Raw genomic sequence first — 16,619 nt, forward strand, 5'->3', positions numbered from 1 at the left:
TGGGAAACCATCGCGTCGGATCGGGCTCCAGATCGCGACTGTCCCGATAAGCAGCGGCCTCCGAGTTGGATGCGGCCGGGAGATAGGCCCCCGGTACAGATGTCCTGAAATCGCCCGCAAATGTGAGGCTACCGTGAGACAGGAAGGGCCGCCCGGGAAACTGGGCGGCCTTTTTCTTTGCGCGTAACTGGTTCTTTGCGCGCAACCGGTTGGCGCGTGACCGGCCGCTTTGCATGATCGGCGCGCCGGCGCCCCGCCGGCATGGTCCCGCGCTGTTTTGTCCTCTTCCCGGATAGCCAATTCTCGCCGACGTTGTGAAATTATCGTTCACACGAAGAGATTGTTTGTTCGATTTTCGCCGGAGATTGCCATGCGCGTCACCAAGACGACCAAGGGCCTCAAGCTTCACGCCGTCGCCGGGACCTATGTCGTGATGCTGGGATTCGATCTGCCGCAGCGATCATGCAACGGCCTCAAGGGCTTTTCCATCCATCGCGTGGATCACACGGAAGACGAAGCCAAATACCTCGAAGGCATGAAGGCGTTCGCGGAAACCGACCCGGGATTTCCGGCGGGCGCGACCTACTCAACGAAGGACCAGCCGATCCAGAGCTTTCAATGGAGCGATTACAGCGCCAAGCCCGGGCACGACTACACCTACACGATCGCAGCGCTCAAGGGGACGCCAACGGATCTGAAGATCTTTGCCGAGACCTCCGTCGATATCACGACGGAAAGCCCGGAGGGCGGCGATCAGGACGTCTATTTCAATCGCGGCGTCGCCGCCTCGCAGGAATACGCCCGCCGCTTCGGCAATCGCGCCCCGGACAAGGTCCCCAACAACCAGGCATTCATCTGGTTGTCGCGCGGGCTCTACGAGGCGCTCGAAGGCTATGTGGAGTCATGCGGCCGCGGCGACAGGTTGCGCATTGCCGCCTATGAATTTCACTACGAGCCCTTTCTCAAGCTGCTCAAGAAGGCCAAGCGCCGCGGCGTCGACGTCAAGGTGGTGTTCGACAAGCGGAAGGCCAAGCCTGGCAAGAACAACACCAAGGCCATCAAGGACACCGGGATCGGGGCATTCTGCACGCCGCGCAAGAACGGCAAATCCTACATCTCGCACAACAAGTTCATCGTGAAGATGAAAGGAAACAAGGCGCGTTCGGTCTGGACGGGCGGGACGAATTTCTCGAGCGGCGGCATCTTCGGCCATTCCAACGTCGGTCACCTCGTCGAGGACCCCGCGGTCGCCGAGCGCTACCTGACTTACTGGAACATGCTGGCTGAAGACCCGGATACGCCCGAGGCGCGCGACCGGGTGGAGGAGATCACCAAGGTGCCGAAGCTGCCGCCGCCGAAGGGAACGTCGGTGATCTTCAGCCCGCGCAACGGCCTCGAGGCGTTGCAATACTACGCAAAACTCGCCGCGAGCGCGGACCATGCGCTGTTCATGACGTTCGCATTCGGGATCAACAAGCTCTTCAAGGAAGTCTATCGAACCTCCCGCGCGCCATTTCGAATGGCGCTATTGGAGAAGGCAACCCGTCCGATGAAGGAGGGACCGGACAAGAAGAAGGAAGAGCAGGACATCCAGCGGCTGAGGAATATGCCCGAGAACACCTTCGCGATCGGAGACTTCATCAGGACCACCGCGATCGATGGCTGGCTCAAGGAGAAGCTGAGCGGGTTGAATTCAAACGTGCGCTACGTTCACGACAAGTTCATGCTGGTCGACCCGCTTTCCGACGATCCGATCGTGGTGGCGGGCTCGGCCAATTTCAGCGATGCGTCGACCACCAACAATGACGAGAACATGATCGTGGTGCGCGGCAACAGGCGGATCGCTGATATTTATTTCGGCGAGTACATGCGCCTGTACAGCCATCACGCGTTTCGGGAGTCCCTGAAATGGCGCGACGCCAACAAGCCGCCGAAACCGCTCGAGCTCGGCGACTGGTGGCGGGATTATTTTGGCACGACGGAGCGGTCGGTGCGGCGCCGCTATTTTGCGAGATTAAGCAGGTAAGCCGGGCATCGGCGCGGCGCCACGCGCCGCGTCCATGCAGGCCGGCTATCCCGTCTGCGCCAAATTCGCCGCGGCACGATTCATCTTTTCGGTGCGGCGGGTCTGCGACGGCGCGATCCGATCCTTCACGAGCGCGAGGATCTCGGCCGGCGCGGTGTCGGGCGAGCCGGCATTGAAGGGTGGTGCGGGATTGTATTCGATCCCAAGCTGGATCGCTTCCGCGGCCTTGCGGTCGACCAGCTCCGACACCAGCGTCAGCGCGAAATCGATTCCGGCCGTGACGCCGCCGCCGGTGAAGCGGTTGCGGTCGACGCAGACCCGCGTCCGGGTCGGGATCGCGCCGAAGCCGGCCAGGAAATCGATCGCGCTCCAATGCGTGGTCGCGCGATAGCCTTTGAGCAGGCCGGCCGCGCCGAGCACCAGCGATCCCGTGCAGACCGAGGTGACGTATTTCGCACCGGCGGCCTGCTTGCGCAGGAAGGCGAGCATCTCCTCGTCGCCGACCATGTCGTTGGTGCCGGCCCCGCCGGGCACGCAGATCACGTCGAGTTGCGGGCAATCGGCAAACGTCATGGTCGGCGTGAGCACCATGACGGAATCGGTCGGAACGGGTTCGATCCGTTTCCAGATCAGATGAACCTTGGCGCCGGGGACGGCCGAAAACACCTGCAGCGGGCCGGTGAAATCGAGCTGGGTCACTTTCGGGAAGATGAGCAATCCAATCTGCAGGGGGTCGGACATCGGAGGCCTCCAATTAGCGCTTGACGGAACCATGATGCCATGATGGCCTTCCGTCCAAAATGGCGTATTTCCCTCATTTTAAGACGTAAGGCCATTCAGAACGTAACGCCGCTTGCGAGGATTTGGCGATGATCGGCATCCTGATCTTTCCGGACTTCCAGCTGCTCGACGCGGCCGGCCCGATCGCGGCCTTCGAGATCGCCGCGCGCCTTTCCGACAACGCGCCGGCGATCAGGACGATCGCGATGAAGGCGGGGCCGGTGCGCTCTTCGTCCGGCGTCGAGATGCTGGCGCGTGGACTCAAGCCGTCGGCGGCGATCACCACGCTGATCATTTCGGGCGGCATGGGCGTGGGCGGAGCGGCGACCTGTCCGACCACGCTGTCATTCGTGCGGCGGATGGCGGACCGCGGCATTCGGGTCGCCAGCGTCTGCTCGGGCGCCTATGTGCTGGCCGAAGCGGGCCTGCTCGACGGTCGCCGCGCCACCACGCATTGGCAGCGCACGCCGCATTTCGTGAAGACCTATCCGAAGATCAAGCTCGAGCCGGACCAGATCTTCGTCCGCGACGGCAATATCTGGAGCTCGGCCGGCATCACCGCCGGCGTCGATCTCGCGCTCGCGATGATCACGGAGGATTACGGCGACGAGATCGCGCAGAACACCGCGCGGCATCTCGTGCTGTATCATCGGCGCAGCGGCGGGCAGTCGCAGTTTTCCTCGCTGCTGGAGTTGAAGACACCGAACGGACGGTTCGGACCGCTGCTCGCCTGGGCGCGCGAGCATCTCGACGCGCCGCTGACGGTCGAGGATCTCGCCGACAAGGCCGGGATGAGCTCGCGGCATTTCACCCGCGCCTTCATCGCCGAGACCGGCACCACGCCGTCGAAAGCGGTCGAGCGGCTCAGGATCGAGGTGGCGCGGCAGCGCGTGCAGTCGTCGGGCGAGGCGATCGAGCGCGTCGCAGAGATCACCGGCTTCCGCGATCCCGAGCGGATGCGCCGCGCCTTCATCCGCGCCTTCGGCCAGCCGCCGCAATCGCTGCGCCGGGCCGCGCGGGTGGGGTAGTCGCCAAATTCATCGGCGCTGCCGGCAGAGGCAATTTTGCGTTTGGGACAAGCTCGTTGTCCGATCTCACACGATCCATGATATTTTTGCACTGATGAACCGGCGCGAAGGTTCCCGTGACTTACCTCAAGTGGGCATTGGGGACCCGAGGAGGTTCTAAATGACAAAGCATCGAACGATTACTGGGTTCGTGGCTGTCGCCCTGCTGGCTGTCACTGCAACCGCGGCTACGATGAGGTCGCACGCGTCCCGGACCGACGGAATTGCCGTCTCCGGCACGGACACGCTCCCGGCCAAGGATTTTAACGACCGCTGGTCCGCGATATCCGCTTTGCCTCCGGCAACGGACTTGGCCGAACGTGCACCTGACGCGCGTTAAATCGGTCATCGGCGGCGGTCCGGTCCGTTCGAGGACTCGCCGCGCGCAGAGATTGCCCTCGCAGCACAAAAGCCCCGCCGAAGCGGGGCAAGATGTTGAACGACTTAATTTTAAACAGAACTAGCGGTTCCGCCGCGCCGGAATAGCGCAGCCACCTCACGCAGGATCAGCCCACGATCACAGAATTCCACGAATACGCGGAGCACGAAACGTGCCCCAGCCGAAATATCGCTAGCTCAATGTGTCGGTCGCGATCTTCTTCTTGAGTGCTTCGCAGGTATCCCTGACCTCCGTGGTCATCAACGCGACGGCCTCGATCTGCAGGAAAAAGCGCTTGCCCTGATCGCGGTAACCTGCGGCGAATTCCTTGATTTCTGCGATCATGTCATGGACGCCTGCCACCATTGCCTCGCAGTTCTTGGCGGCCAATTGCAGTTCCGTTCCAAGGGCCTCGATCTCTTTCACCGCCGCTTCGTATTCGCGCACCACCGCCTCGGCCGACAGCTTGCCCACCTCGTTGACGCCGTTGCGGTGCTCGACGTAGTCCGGCATCGGTGAGAGAGGCCGAACGTTGCTGCGTGGTCGATGCGAATTCATCGTGTCGACTTCGCCCTGCAACTGTTCCAGCGGGGCGCGGGCGAGGACTTCTGCACTAACACTCATGCGACGCTCCATAAGTTGTTACGACAAACGGAGTTTAGCAATGTCAACGGATTTGTCTCGCTTTTCCACAAGTTTGACGCAAGTCCATTGTGCAACGCAGCATGCCAAATTCCACATTGGCGAGAGCAGGTTGGCGAACCGCCGCGCGCCTGCGGCCAGCCGCCGCAATCGCCGCGCCGGGCGGCGCGGGCGGGGTAGGGCGGAGCCGGCGAGCTCAATGCGGCGCGTCGGGGTGCCAGCCGAGCAGGGCCAGCATCACGAAGAAGCCGACGACATAGGCCGCCATGATCGGCCAGCCCTGGGTGATCCATCGGACCACCGACTTGGCTTCCGGATACATGTTGGAGACCGCGACGCCGGCGGACGAACCGAACCAGACCATCGACCCGCCAAATCCGACCGCGTAGGCGAGAAAGCCCCAGTCGTAGCCGCCTTGCTTCAGCGCCAGCGCCGTCAGCGGAATGTTGTCGAACACGGCCGAGACGAAGCCGAGCCCGAGCGCGGTCTGCCATGATGCCGTGGGCAGCTCCTCGACCGGCATCATCGAGGCCGCCGTCACCAGCGCCAGCAGGAACACGGTGCCTTTCAACGTTTCTGGCATCACCGACCAGTCCGGGCGGCGCAGCAGCGAGGTCAGCAGGATCGCGGCCCAGACGGCGAGGCCGAGCACCGGCAGCGCATTGAGCAGCGCGGGGAATTTCAGATTGGCTGTCACATTGGCCGCGAGCGCAGCGAGCAGGATGATCGCGACGATCGCGACCCGCGCCCAGTCGACTTTCAGGCCGGACGGTGCGTCCTTCACGATCGGGGAGAAGCGGTGCTGCTGCAGCGAGGCCGGCACCGCAAACACCAGCATTGCGACGATGGCGGCGACATAGGCATCGACGACGGTGAGCGGGCTGACGCCGTCGATCCACATCATCGTCGTCGTGGTGTCGCCGACGACGCTGCCGGAGCCGCCCGCGTTCGATGCGGCAACGATGGCGGCGAGATAGCCGATATGGACGCGGCCGCGGAACACGTGGCGGGCGACGGTGCCGCCGATCAGCGCGGCCGCGATGTTGTCGAGGAAGGCCGACAGCACGAACACCATCACGAGCAGGATCAGCCCACCCTTCCAGTCATCGGGCAGCAGCGCCGGCATCTCGTCGGGGATGCGGCTCTCCTCGAAATGGCGCGACAGCAGCGCAAAGCCCATCAGCAGCAGGAACAGGTTCGAGAGCCCCACCCAATCGTGCTCCATGTGGTGGACGAGGCCGGGCAGGCCGGCGCCGAACTTCGCGAAGCCCGCGAACAAGAGCTTGTAGGCGACGATCGCCGCCAGGCCCGTCAACGCCACCGCTAGCGTGTGGTGATGGAAGATCGCGACGCCGAGCAGCGTCAGCGCGAACAGGATGAAATCGAGCGGGATACCGTAGGCGAGGACAGGCGTGAACAAGACGATCTCGATGGCTGGAGTGCCCGGCGGCGTGACGCGCGTGTGGCCGCACTATCGCGCGACGCGGGGAACTGCAAGGCGCGCGAGCGCCGCAAGCTGGGCTCGCCGCTTCGAGCCACGATCGGGGCACGAGACCACGTCGCCCCGATCCGGTTGGCCACTCGCCGGGCCGCCGTCAGCCCAGCGTCTTCAGCCAGGTGCTGATCTCTGACACCGCGATGTTGGCCTGATTGAGCAGTTTGCCCATGGTGAAGAAGCCATGGAATTGGCCGGGGAAATGCCGGTAGGTGACGGGCACGCCGGCGTCTTTGAGGAATTTCGCGTATTCGTCGCCTTCGTCGCGCAACGGATCGGCGCCGGCGGTCAGCACATAGGCCGGCGGCAGTCCGGCAAAGCTGTTCGCGCGCGCCGGCGAGACGCGCCAGTCGCTGCCGTCGGCCCCGCCGAGATAGTGGTTGGCGAACCAGCCGATCACCGAATGCGTCAGGAGGATGCTGGTCTCGGGCTCGCGATGCGAGGGATGCTTTCGCGAAAACTCCGTCGCAGGATAGATCAGCAGCTGGGCGGCGAGTTTTGGTCCGCCGTCGCGGGCGGTGAGGGCGACCACGGCCGCAAGATTGCCGCCGGCGCTGTCGCCGCCGACGATCAGCCGCGCGGCGTCGATGCCGAGGCTCTTTGCATTGGCGGCGACCCATCGGGTCGCGGTGACGGCGTCATCGACCGCGGCGGGGAAGCGGTGCTCGGGTGCCAGCCGATAATCGACCGAGATCACGATCAGTTCGCCCTCATGGGCGAGCTTCTGGCAGGCCACCTCATGGGTATCGAGATCGCCGATCACCCAGCCGCCGCCATGGAAGAACACCAGGCACGGCGCCAGCCCGTCGGTCTTGCGCAGTGTCTTCGGCGTGTAGACGCGCGCCGGGATGATGCCGTGCGGCGCCGGGATCGAAAGCGGCTTGCTGGATTCAAGCGCCGGCGGCTCGGGATTGGAGACGACGCGGGCGGCACGGTAATATTCGCGCGCTTCCGGTGCGGTCAGCGTCTCATAGGCGGGGCGGCCAGCCTCCTGGAAGGCCTTGTAGACGGCGGCGGCATCGGGATCGAGAACGACGGGCATGGACGACAAACCTTCTTGTGATGCTGGACTGAAGCGTCAGGCGGCGGTGCGGCCGCCGTCGACGGTGTAGGCGGAGCCGGAGACGTAGCTCGCCTCGTCGGAGGCAAGGAACGCGACGATGGAGGCGACCTCGCTCGCGAGTCCAAGCCGGCGCGCCGGGATGCGGTCGACGATCTTCTCGACAGGCGGCGGCGCGTTGCCGCCGGAGCGGCCCTGCACGATGGTGCTCAGCATGCGGCTGTCGATCATGCCGGGACAGACGCAATTGACGCGCACGCCGGTGCCGGTGCATTCGGCGGCCGCGCTCTTGGTCAGTCCGATCACCGCGTGCTTGCTCGCGCTATAGACCGCGATCATCGGCGATCCCATCAGGCCCGCGATCGAGGCGGTGTTGATGATGCTGCCCTTGTTCTGCTTCAGCATCACGGGCAGCACGTATTTCATGCCGAGGAAGACGCCGACGACATTGACGTCGAGCACCCGGCGAAAGCTCTCCAGCGAATATTCCGGGATCGGCTTGATGTCGCCCTCGATGCCGGCGTTGTTGTAGAAGGCGTCGATGGTGCCGAAGCGGTCGACGGCGGCGCGGACATACTCCTTGACCTCGCTTTCGTCGGTGACGTCGGCTGCGATCGCCAGCGCCTCGGCCGAGGCTGGCAGCTCCTTGATGGCCGCCGACAGATCGGCCTCCTTGCGGTCGACTGCGACAATCCGCGACCCCCGTTCGGCGAGCAGATGAAGCGTGGCGGTTCCGATGACGCCGGCAGCCCCGGTGACGACGGCGACCCGGCCGTCGAGCCTGATGCGATCGGACATGTCTGGGTTTCCTCTGGCTGGTCCGGTTCGATCCGGATTTTCCTGATTTTCGCGCGTCGCCGCGCGGCTTTTGCGTGCCGACTATCCCACGTGTCCCCGGGGCTTACCAGTGTCTGACCGGTGGCTGACCAGAGCGCCGGGGAGGGCGCCGGACCCGCCCTTTCCCCGCCCTATTTGGCGTGTTAACCGGTGCCCTGCGAGCGGCCGATATCAAGGTACAATGTCGCGAGCCCGATTCGCCTTTTAAAGCCGCGCGAGATGCTTCGAACCATTGCCCTGACTGGCTTTGCGGCCTTGGTTGCCGCCTCAACCATCTCGCTTGCGCCGCCTGCGCGCGCGCAGATCGGAACGATTTTTTCCGATCCCGCGCCGCGTCCGCCCGGCTCGATTCCGCGCGGTCAGGTGCAGCCACCCAGCGACGACGACGAGGAAGTGCCGGAATTGCCGCGTGGCCGCCTGCTGCCGACGCAGCCGCGGGCGTTGCCGCCAGGGCAGGCGGTTCCGCCGCCCGGCAGTGTGCAGTCGCAGCCTTTGGCGCCGCCGCCCGGCACCACGGTCGCTCCGCCGGGCACCCAGCCCGGCGTTGCCGTGCAGCCGCCGCAGCCCGGCGGTCCTGCCGTTGCCAATACGCCGCCCGGCGCAAATCCCTTGCCCGGCCTGCCGCCGGGGCAACGTCAACCCAAGGGCACGCCACAGGGGGCTCCACAGGGCACCCCGCCGCAGACGCCGGCGGCGCTGCAGCCGGGCGACGAGGTGGTCCAGGAGCCGCCCTCGACCAAGATCACTAACAAGAAGGCGAGCTTCTCCGGCCTCGACAAGATCACCGGCCGCATCATCAATTTCGACGAGGAAATCGGTGAGACCGTGCAGTTCGGCGCGCTGCGGGTGAAGACCGATGCCTGCTACACGCGGCCGTCGACCGAAGCCGCCAACACCGACGCCTTCGTCGAGGTCGACGAGATCACGCTGCAGGGCGAGGTGAAGCGGATCTTCTCGGGCTGGATGTTCGCGGCAAGCCCCGGCCTGCATGGTGTCGAGCATCCGATCTACGACATCTGGCTGACCGACTGCAAAGGGCCGGACCAGACCATTGTGACCGCCGCGCCCGACCCGCCGAAGGCACCGACGCCGCCACCGCCGCCGGCCCAGAAGCGCGCGCCGCCGAAGCAGGCCGCGCCGCGTCCGCCGCCGCAGCCGTTGCCGCAATACCAGCAGCAGCCGCCACCTCCGCCGCCCCAGCAGCAGCGGCCGGGCGGTTTGTTCGGCGGCTTGTTCGGAAACTAGACGCGGTCTCGTGCCCCGGACGCAGCGCAGCGCGAAGTGATCCGCTGCTGGGCCGGGGCCTATGCTTCCGATGGGAATGTGTGAGATGGGTCCCGGCTCTGCGGAGCAGCGTTACACGCTGCTCTGCGTCCGGAACACGAGCCCTTAATTGCGCGCCGCGATGATCGCCAGCGCCTGCTCGCCCTTCACCGGTTGCGTCGCGTCGAGCTTGCCGAAATCCGCCGGCGCGCCACTGATCGCCTTGTCGAGCAGCGCGCGATAGCGGCGCCGCGAGATCTCGATCGCGCCGAACGTCTTCAAATGCTCGGTCACATATTGCGTGTCGAGCAGATCGAACCCGCCCGCGATCAGCCGTGCCACCAGATGCACCAGTGCGACCTTCGACGCATCGCGTGTGGTGTGGAACATGCTCTCGCCGAAGAAGGCGCGGCCAAGGCTGACGCCATAAAGCCCGCCGACCAAATTGTCGTCCTGCCAGACCTCGACGCTGTGGCAATGGCCTGACGCGTGCAGTCCGAGATAGAGATCGCGGATGCGCTTGTTGATCCAGGTGTCGTCGCGGCCGGGCTGCGGTGCCGCGCAACCGGCGATCACCGCCTTGAACGCGGTATCGACGGTGACCGTGAACACATCCGAGCGCACGGTGCGCGCCAGGCGGGAGGCGATACGGAAGCCATCGAATGGAATCACGCCGCGCAATTCCGGCTCGACCCAGAACAGGGTCGGGTCGTCGGCGCTCTCCGCCATCGGGAAGATGCCGCAAGCATAGGCGCGCAGCAGCACCTCGGGCGTGATTTCGGAGGAAGCGGAGTCACGTGACGTCATGGTCACGAGAATAGCAAAGCGTGCGTGGTCTTGCGATGGGGGCCCCTCGGGTGTCGCACGGTGTTGACGAGACGCGCCGGTTCCTCCACAAGCCGCGCCGTTCGGCCGCAGTTTCCCGAGACGGACTGCGCGACCGTGCTACATTGCAACAAAAAGATGGCGGCGCCGTCCGGGACATGGCGGTTGCACGCCCGACAATCGACACAGCTGAGGGGGACGCTGCATGAAGTGGTCATGGCGGACATTTGCGCCGTTGCTGGTCTGGCTGGTGATTTATCTGGTCCCGGTGCCGGCCGGGCTGAACGCCAACCAGTGGCACTATTTCGCGGTATTCGCCGCCGTGATCACCGGGCTGATCCTTGAATCGATGCCGGTCGGCGCGGTCGGCCTGATCGGCCTGACGGTCGCCGGCGTCGGCGGTTACGTCGAGCCCGATCCGAACAAGTCGCTGCGCTGGATGCTCGGCGGCTTTTCCGAGAGCACGGTGTGGCTGATCGTCGGCGCCTTCGTGTTCTCGATCGGCTATCGCAAGAGCGGGCTCGGCCGCCGGCTGGCGCTGCTCTTGGTGCGGGGGCTCGGCCGCCGCACCATCGGGCTCGGCTATGCGGTGGCGTTCTCCGATCTCGTGCTGGCGCCGGCAACGCCCTCCAACACCGCGCGCTCCGGCGGCACGATCTATCCGATCGTCAGCAACATCCCGCGCATCTACGGCTCCGAGCCCGGTCCGACCGCGGGCAAGATCGGCACCTTCGTGATGTGGACGGCGTTTGCCACCACGGCCGTTACCAGCTCGCTGTTTCTCACTGCACTCGCGCCGAACGCCGCCGCGCTCTCGATCGCCAAGAAACTGGTCAATATCGAGGTCGGCTGGTCGCAATGGTTCATCGGCTTCGCGCCGCTCGGTATCCTTCTGCTGCTGCTGGTGCCGCTATTGAGCTACGCGATCTGCCGGCCCGAGATCAAGGAGAGCCCGGAGATCGTGACATGGAGCGAGGGCGAGCTCACCAAGATGGGCCCGCCGTCGCGGCACGAATGGATCATGGCGGTGCTGGTGCTGCTCGCGATGTTCCTGTGGATCTGCGGCTCCAATCCCAATATCAACGTGCCGCTGCTCGGCTCGAACTTCATCAACGCGACCACGGTGGTGTTCGTCGTCATCTCCCTGATGCTGCTTACCGGAGTGATTGCGTTCGAGGACATCGTCGCCGAGAAGAGCGCGTGGGAGGTGTTTTTCTATTTCACCTCGCTGCTCACGCTGTCATCGGGCCTCAACGAAATCGGCTTCATCAAATGGGTGGCCGAGGGCTACGCGAAGCCGCTTGCCGGGATGTCGCCGTTCGTCGGAATGATCCTGCTGGTCTCGTTCTTCTTCTGGATCCATTACTTCTTCTCGAGCATCACCTCGCACGCCGCCGCCGTGCTGCCGGTGGTGCTCGCCGTCGGCTCCAGTATTCCCGGCCTCTCGGTGCAGACCCTGATGCTGCTGTGCGTCTATTCGCTCGGGCTGATGGGCGTGATCTCGCCCTACGCCACGGGACCGGCGCCGATGTATTACGGCAGCGGCTATATCGGCAAAGGCGACTTCTGGAAATTCGGGCTGATCTTCGGCGCGATCTACTTTGCCGGATTGTTGCTGATCGTGTTGCCCTGGTTACAAACGATCGGGTAAAATAGCCACAATCCAACGGGAAACAGCGGCCGACCGGGAAGGAGGGACTTTCCTTTCCGATTCTTAACGCGCTTTGTCTGGCGGAAGCGATCAGAATGCTTCCCGAATGTGGCGCGCGTGGATCTCAGGGGACACATAGAGCCGCGCGAGCTCTTTCGTGTTTCTTCGTGGGCAAGTTATGGACCAGCACATAAAAGACCCGTCGATCATCGCGCCCGAGCCGGTCAGGCGAACGTCGCGCGGCCGAGGGATTCTGACCGGATGTCTGGTGCTGGCGGTGCTTGCCGGCATCGTCTGGTGGACGCGGCAGCAAAGCCCGCCGCAACAGGCCGGCGGCGGCCGCAATGCCGGGCCGATGTCGATCGTGCCGGAGACGGTCGGCAAGGGCGATATCGGCGTCAGCCTCAATGCGCTGGGCACCGTGACGTCGCTCGCCACCGTGACGATCAGGAGCCAGATCAGCGGCTACTTGATGAAGATCGATTTCAAGGAGGGCGACGAGGTCAAGAAGGGCGACCTGATCGCCGAGATCGATTCGCGGCCCTATGAGGCGACGCTGGCGCAGGCCAAGGGCACTCTGGCGCGCGACGAGGCGCAGCTAAAGGGCGCCCAGGTCGATCTCACCCGCTACCAGAACCTCGCCACGCAGAACGCGGTGCCGCACCAGACGCTCGATACCCAGGTCGCACTGGTCGCGCAGTATCAGGGAACGGTCGAAGCCGATCGTGCCTCGGTGAAGTCGGCCGAGGTGAATTTGCAATACTGCCACATCGTGTCGCCGATCAACGGACGCGTCGGCCTGCGCCAGGTCGACCTCGGCAACTATGTGACGCCGGGCGACACCAACGGCCTCGTCGTGATCACGCAGCTCGAGCCGATCAGCGTGCTGTTCACGCTGCCGGAGGACAATCTGCAGGCGGTCGCCAAGCGCATGAAGGAAGGCGCCGTGCTGCCGACGGCGGCCTATGACCGCAGCGGCGCCAACAAGCTCGCCGAGGGATCGCTGCAGACCTTCGACAGCCAGATCGACGCCACCACCGGCACCATCAAGCTGCGCGCCCAGTTCGAGAACGACAAGCGCACGCTGTATCCGAACCAGTTCGTCAACATCCGCCTGCTGCTCGATACCCACAAGGACGCCACCACGATGCCGACCGCCGGCATCCAGCGCGGCGTCCCCGGCACCTTCGTCTATCTCGTCAACGCCGACAGCACGGTCTCGGTGCGCCCGGTCAAGCTCGGCGTCACCGACGGCGACCGGGTCGAGGTGCTCTCCGGGCTTGTGCCCGGCGACCACATCGTGATCGACGGCGCCGACAAGCTGCGCGAGGGCGCCAAGGTGATCGTGCGCTCCGCCGCCGATGCCGCCAACCCAGCCGCTGCGGCCAAAGGCGGCCCGAACGGCGCGGCGAAGGGAGAGGGCGGCGCCGAACCCGACAAGGCGGGAGGCGGCCACCGCAAGCGTTCCGAGGACGGGCAGACGAAATGAACCCGTCTCGGCCATTCATCCTGCGGCCGGTGGCGACGACCCTGATGATGATCGCCATCATGCTGTCGGGCATGCTGGCGTTCAGATTCCTCCCCGTCGCGGCGCTGCCGGAGGTCGACTATCCGACCATCCAGGTGCAGACCTTCTATCCGGGCGCGAGCCCCGACGTGATGACCTCGTCGGTGACGGCGCCGCTCGAGGTGCAGTTCGGCCAGATGCCGAACCTGAACCAGATGAGCTCGGTAAGCTCGGCCGGCTCGTCGGTGATCACGCTGCAGTTCGGCCTGTCGATCTCGCTCGACGTCGCCGAGCAGGAGGTGCAGGCCGCGATCAATGCCGCGGGCAATCTGTTGCCGTCGGACCTTCCGGCGCCGCCGATCTACGCCAAGGTCAACCCGGCCGACGCGCCGATCCTGACGCTCGGCCTGACCTCGAAGACCATGCCGCTGACGCAGGTCAACGATTTCGTCGACACGCGGCTGGCGCAGAAGATCTCGCAGCTGCCCGGCGTCGGCCTCGTCAGCATCAGCGGCGGCCAGCGGCCCGCGGTGCGCATCCAGGCCGACATCCGCAAGCTCGCGGCCTATGGGCTGAACATCGACGATCTCCGCACCACGCTCGGCAACGCCAATGTCAACACGCCGAAGGGCAATTTCGACGGCGCGATGCGCGCCTACACGATCAACGCCAACGACCAGATCCGCAACGCCAGCGACTATCGGTCGTTGATCATCGCCTACAAGAACGGCTCGCCGGTCCGCCTCAGCGACGTCGGCAATGTCATCGACGGCGCGCAGAACGACAAGCTCGGCGCCTGGATGAACGAGACGCCGGCGATCATCCTCAACATCCAGCGCCAGCCCGGCGCCAACGTCATCTCGGTGGTCCAGGGCATCAAGGCGCTGCTGCCGCAGCTCCAGGCCACGCTGCCGGCCGCGATCGACCTCAACATCCTGACCGACCGGACCATCACGATCCGGGCCTCGGTCCGCGATGTCGAGTATGAACTGTCGCTCGCGGTGGTGCTGGTCGTGCTGGTCATCTTCGTGTTCCTGCGCTCGACCCGCGCCACGCTGATCCCGAGCCTGTCGGTGCCGCTGTCGCTGGTCGGCACGCTCGGGGCGATGTATCTGTTCGGCTTCAGCCTGAACAATCTGTCGCTGATGGCGCTGACGATCGCGACCGGCTTCGTGGTCGACGACGCCATTGTCGTGATCGAGAACATCTCGCGCTACATCGAGGAGGGCGAAACGCCGCTCGAGGCGGCGCTGCGCGGCTCCGAGCAGATCGGCTTCACCATCATCTCGCTGACGGTGTCGCTGATCGCGGTGTTGATCCCGCTGCTGTTCATGGGCGACGTCGTCGGCCGCCTGTTCCGCGAATTCGCGATCACGCTGTCGGTCACGATCCTGATCTCCGCCGTGGTGTCGCTGACATTGGTGCCGATGGCCTGCGCCAAGCTCCTGAAGCCGGAAAGCATGACACGCGAGAACACCTTCCAGCGGCTCAGCCGGGAAGGGTTCGATTACGTCATCGCGATCTATGCCCGGATGCTCAACTGGGTGCTGGATCGCCAGACGCTGGTGCTGTTGGTCGCGCTCGCCACCTTCGGGCTGACCGCGCTGCTCTACATCGTGATCCCCAAGGGGTTCTTTCCGCTGCAGGACACCGGCGTGATCCAGGCGATCTCGGAGGCGCCGCAATCGGTCTCCTATGCGGCGATGGCCGAGCGGCAGCAGCGGCTCGCCAGCGCGATCCTGAAGGATCCGGACGTGGAAAGCCTGTCGTCCTTCATAGGCGTCGACGGCACCAACACCACGCTCAACAGCGGCCGTATCCTGATCAATCTGAAGCCGCATGAGCAGCGCAAGGCCGGCGTCGCGACGATCATGGACCGGATCAAGGCCAGCACGGCCGCGCTGACCGGCATCACGCTCTACATGCAGCCGGTCCAGGACCTCACCATCGAGGGCACGGTGAGCCGGACGCAGTATCAGTTCATCCTGCAGGACGCCGATCCGAACGAGCTCGCGGAATGGACGCCGAAGCTGGTCGACAAGCTCAGGGAATTGCCTGAACTGAGCGACGTCACCAGCGACATCTCGGCACAGGGGCTCTCGGTGTTCGTGGACATCGACCGCGACCAGGCCGCGCGGTTCGGCATCACGCCGGCCACCATCGACAATGCGCTGTACGATTCCTACGGCCAGCGCATCGTCTCCACCGTGTTCACCAATTCGAACCAGTATCGCGTGATCCTGGAGGCCGACCCGTCGCTGCAGAATTCGCTGGACTCGCTGTCGTCGATCTATCTGCCGTCATCGGTGGGCTCGACGCCGGTGCCGCTGTCGGTGATGGCCAAGATGCGGGTCGAGACCGCGCCGCTGCAGGTCTCGCATCTCGGCCAATTCCCCTCGGCGACCGTGTCGTTCAACCTAGCGCCGGGCGCCTCGCTCGGCGGCGCGGTGACCGCGATCAAGCAGGCGCAGGCCGACATCAACCAGCCGCTCGGCATGATCACGAGCTTCCAGGGCGCGGCGCTGGCGTTCCAGTCGTCGCTCTCAAATCAGCTGTTTCTGATTCTGGCCGCGATCATCACGGTCTATATCGTGCTCGGCGTGCTCTATGAGAGCTTCATCCATCCGCTGACCATCCTCTCCACGCTGCCCTCGGCCGGCATCGGCGCGTTGCTGGCGCTGATGATGGCCGGGCAGGATCTCACGATCATTGCGATCATCGGCATCATCCTCTTGATCGGTATCGTGAAGAAGAACGCGATCATGATGATCGACTTCGCGCTCGATGCCGAGCGCAACGAGGGCAAGCCGCCGCGCGAGGCGATCTACCAGGCCTGCCTGTTGCGGTTCCGGCCGATCATCATGACGACGATGGCCGCAGTGCTCGGCGCGCTGCCGCTGATGCTCGGCAGCGGTGCCGGCTCCGAGCTGCGACATCCGCTCGGCATCTCCATCGTCGGCGGCCTCTTGCTCAGTCAGCTGCTGACGTTGTTCACGACGCCGGTGATCTATCTGTGGTTCGATCGCCTCGCGCTGCGGTTTGCCGGGCGGTCGGACGAGGTCGGTGAGGCGAGCGGGTCGCGCTGAG

At 64.8% G+C, this 16,619-nt stretch carries 12 protein-coding genes; 6 read left to right on the forward strand and 6 right to left on the reverse strand.

Annotated elements, in window-relative coordinates; translation table 11 throughout:
- Positions 1 to 370 precede the first annotated feature (370 nt).
- Positions 371 to 2,026, forward strand: coding sequence for a phospholipase D-like domain-containing protein (locus HAP48_RS36695; RefSeq protein ID WP_166204648.1), 1,656 nt, complete (start codon positions 371 to 373; stop codon positions 2,024 to 2,026).
- Positions 2,027 to 2,071: 45 nt separating this feature from the next.
- Here the strand turns inward: HAP48_RS36695 and HAP48_RS36700 are convergent, their stop codons facing one another.
- Positions 2,072 to 2,767 (reverse strand): DJ-1/PfpI family protein, encoded by a 696-nt coding sequence (locus tag HAP48_RS36700; protein ID WP_166204649.1) that lies wholly within the window; start codon positions 2,765 to 2,767, stop codon positions 2,072 to 2,074.
- 128 nt (positions 2,768 to 2,895) lie between these two features.
- Between HAP48_RS36700 and HAP48_RS36705 the strand changes: the two genes are divergently transcribed.
- Complete coding sequence (locus tag HAP48_RS36705; RefSeq protein WP_166204650.1) at positions 2,896 to 3,834, forward strand: GlxA family transcriptional regulator; 939 nt, start codon at positions 2,896 to 2,898, stop codon at positions 3,832 to 3,834.
- A gap of 610 nt (positions 3,835 to 4,444) precedes the next feature.
- Here HAP48_RS36705 and HAP48_RS36710 read toward each other — a convergent pair.
- From HAP48_RS36710 to HAP48_RS36725, 4 genes are all read right to left on the reverse strand, one after another.
- Positions 4,445 to 4,888 carry a hypothetical protein gene (locus tag HAP48_RS36710; protein ID WP_224496755.1) on the reverse strand — a complete coding sequence of 148 codons (444 nt, stop codon included), beginning with the start codon at positions 4,886 to 4,888 and terminating at the stop codon, positions 4,445 to 4,447.
- A gap of 202 nt (positions 4,889 to 5,090) precedes the next feature.
- A complete protein-coding gene (locus HAP48_RS36715) occupies positions 5,091 to 6,314 on the reverse strand; it encodes an SLC13 family permease (protein ID WP_166204651.1) in 1,224 nt (407 codons plus the stop codon).
- 175 nt (positions 6,315 to 6,489) lie between these two features.
- A complete protein-coding gene (locus HAP48_RS36720) occupies positions 6,490 to 7,431 on the reverse strand; it encodes an alpha/beta hydrolase (RefSeq protein ID WP_166204652.1) in 942 nt (313 codons plus the stop codon).
- 36 nt (positions 7,432 to 7,467) lie between these two features.
- Complete coding sequence (locus HAP48_RS36725; RefSeq protein ID WP_166204653.1) at positions 7,468 to 8,247, reverse strand: SDR family NAD(P)-dependent oxidoreductase; 780 nt, start codon at positions 8,245 to 8,247, stop codon at positions 7,468 to 7,470.
- Positions 8,248 to 8,505: 258 nt separating this feature from the next.
- Here HAP48_RS36725 and HAP48_RS36730 point away from each other — a divergent pair, with 258 nt between their 5' ends.
- Positions 8,506 to 9,531: a DUF2155 domain-containing protein gene (locus HAP48_RS36730; protein ID WP_166204654.1), complete on the forward strand. Its 1,026-nt coding sequence runs from the start codon at positions 8,506 to 8,508 to the stop codon at positions 9,529 to 9,531.
- Positions 9,532 to 9,675: 144 nt separating this feature from the next.
- Here HAP48_RS36730 and aat read toward each other — a convergent pair whose 3' ends face one another.
- Positions 9,676 to 10,356: a leucyl/phenylalanyl-tRNA--protein transferase gene (aat, locus tag HAP48_RS36735; protein WP_166204655.1), complete on the reverse strand. Its 681-nt coding sequence runs from the start codon at positions 10,354 to 10,356 to the stop codon at positions 9,676 to 9,678.
- A 223-nt stretch (positions 10,357 to 10,579) separates the two neighbouring features.
- Between aat and HAP48_RS36740 the strand changes: the two genes are divergently transcribed.
- The 3 genes from HAP48_RS36740 to HAP48_RS36750 all read left to right on the forward strand — a co-directional run bounded on the left by HAP48_RS36740 (position 10,580) and on the right by HAP48_RS36750 (position 16,618).
- Positions 10,580 to 12,025, forward strand: coding sequence for a DASS family sodium-coupled anion symporter (locus HAP48_RS36740; protein ID WP_166204656.1), 1,446 nt, complete (start codon positions 10,580 to 10,582; stop codon positions 12,023 to 12,025).
- Positions 12,026 to 12,203: 178 nt separating this feature from the next.
- Positions 12,204 to 13,514 (forward strand): MdtA/MuxA family multidrug efflux RND transporter periplasmic adaptor subunit, encoded by a 1,311-nt coding sequence (locus tag HAP48_RS36745; RefSeq protein ID WP_210292729.1) that lies wholly within the window; start codon positions 12,204 to 12,206, stop codon positions 13,512 to 13,514.
- Positions 13,511 to 16,618 carry an MdtB/MuxB family multidrug efflux RND transporter permease subunit gene (locus tag HAP48_RS36750; protein ID WP_166204657.1) on the forward strand — a complete coding sequence of 1,036 codons (3,108 nt, stop codon included), beginning with the start codon at positions 13,511 to 13,513 and terminating at the stop codon, positions 16,616 to 16,618. Before HAP48_RS36745 ends, HAP48_RS36750 begins: the two co-directional genes overlap by 4 nt.
- Position 16,619: the final 1 nt, after the last annotated feature.

The organism is Bradyrhizobium septentrionale (assembly GCF_011516645.4).
GTDB classification, from domain to species: domain Bacteria; phylum Pseudomonadota; class Alphaproteobacteria; order Rhizobiales; family Xanthobacteraceae; genus Bradyrhizobium; species Bradyrhizobium septentrionale.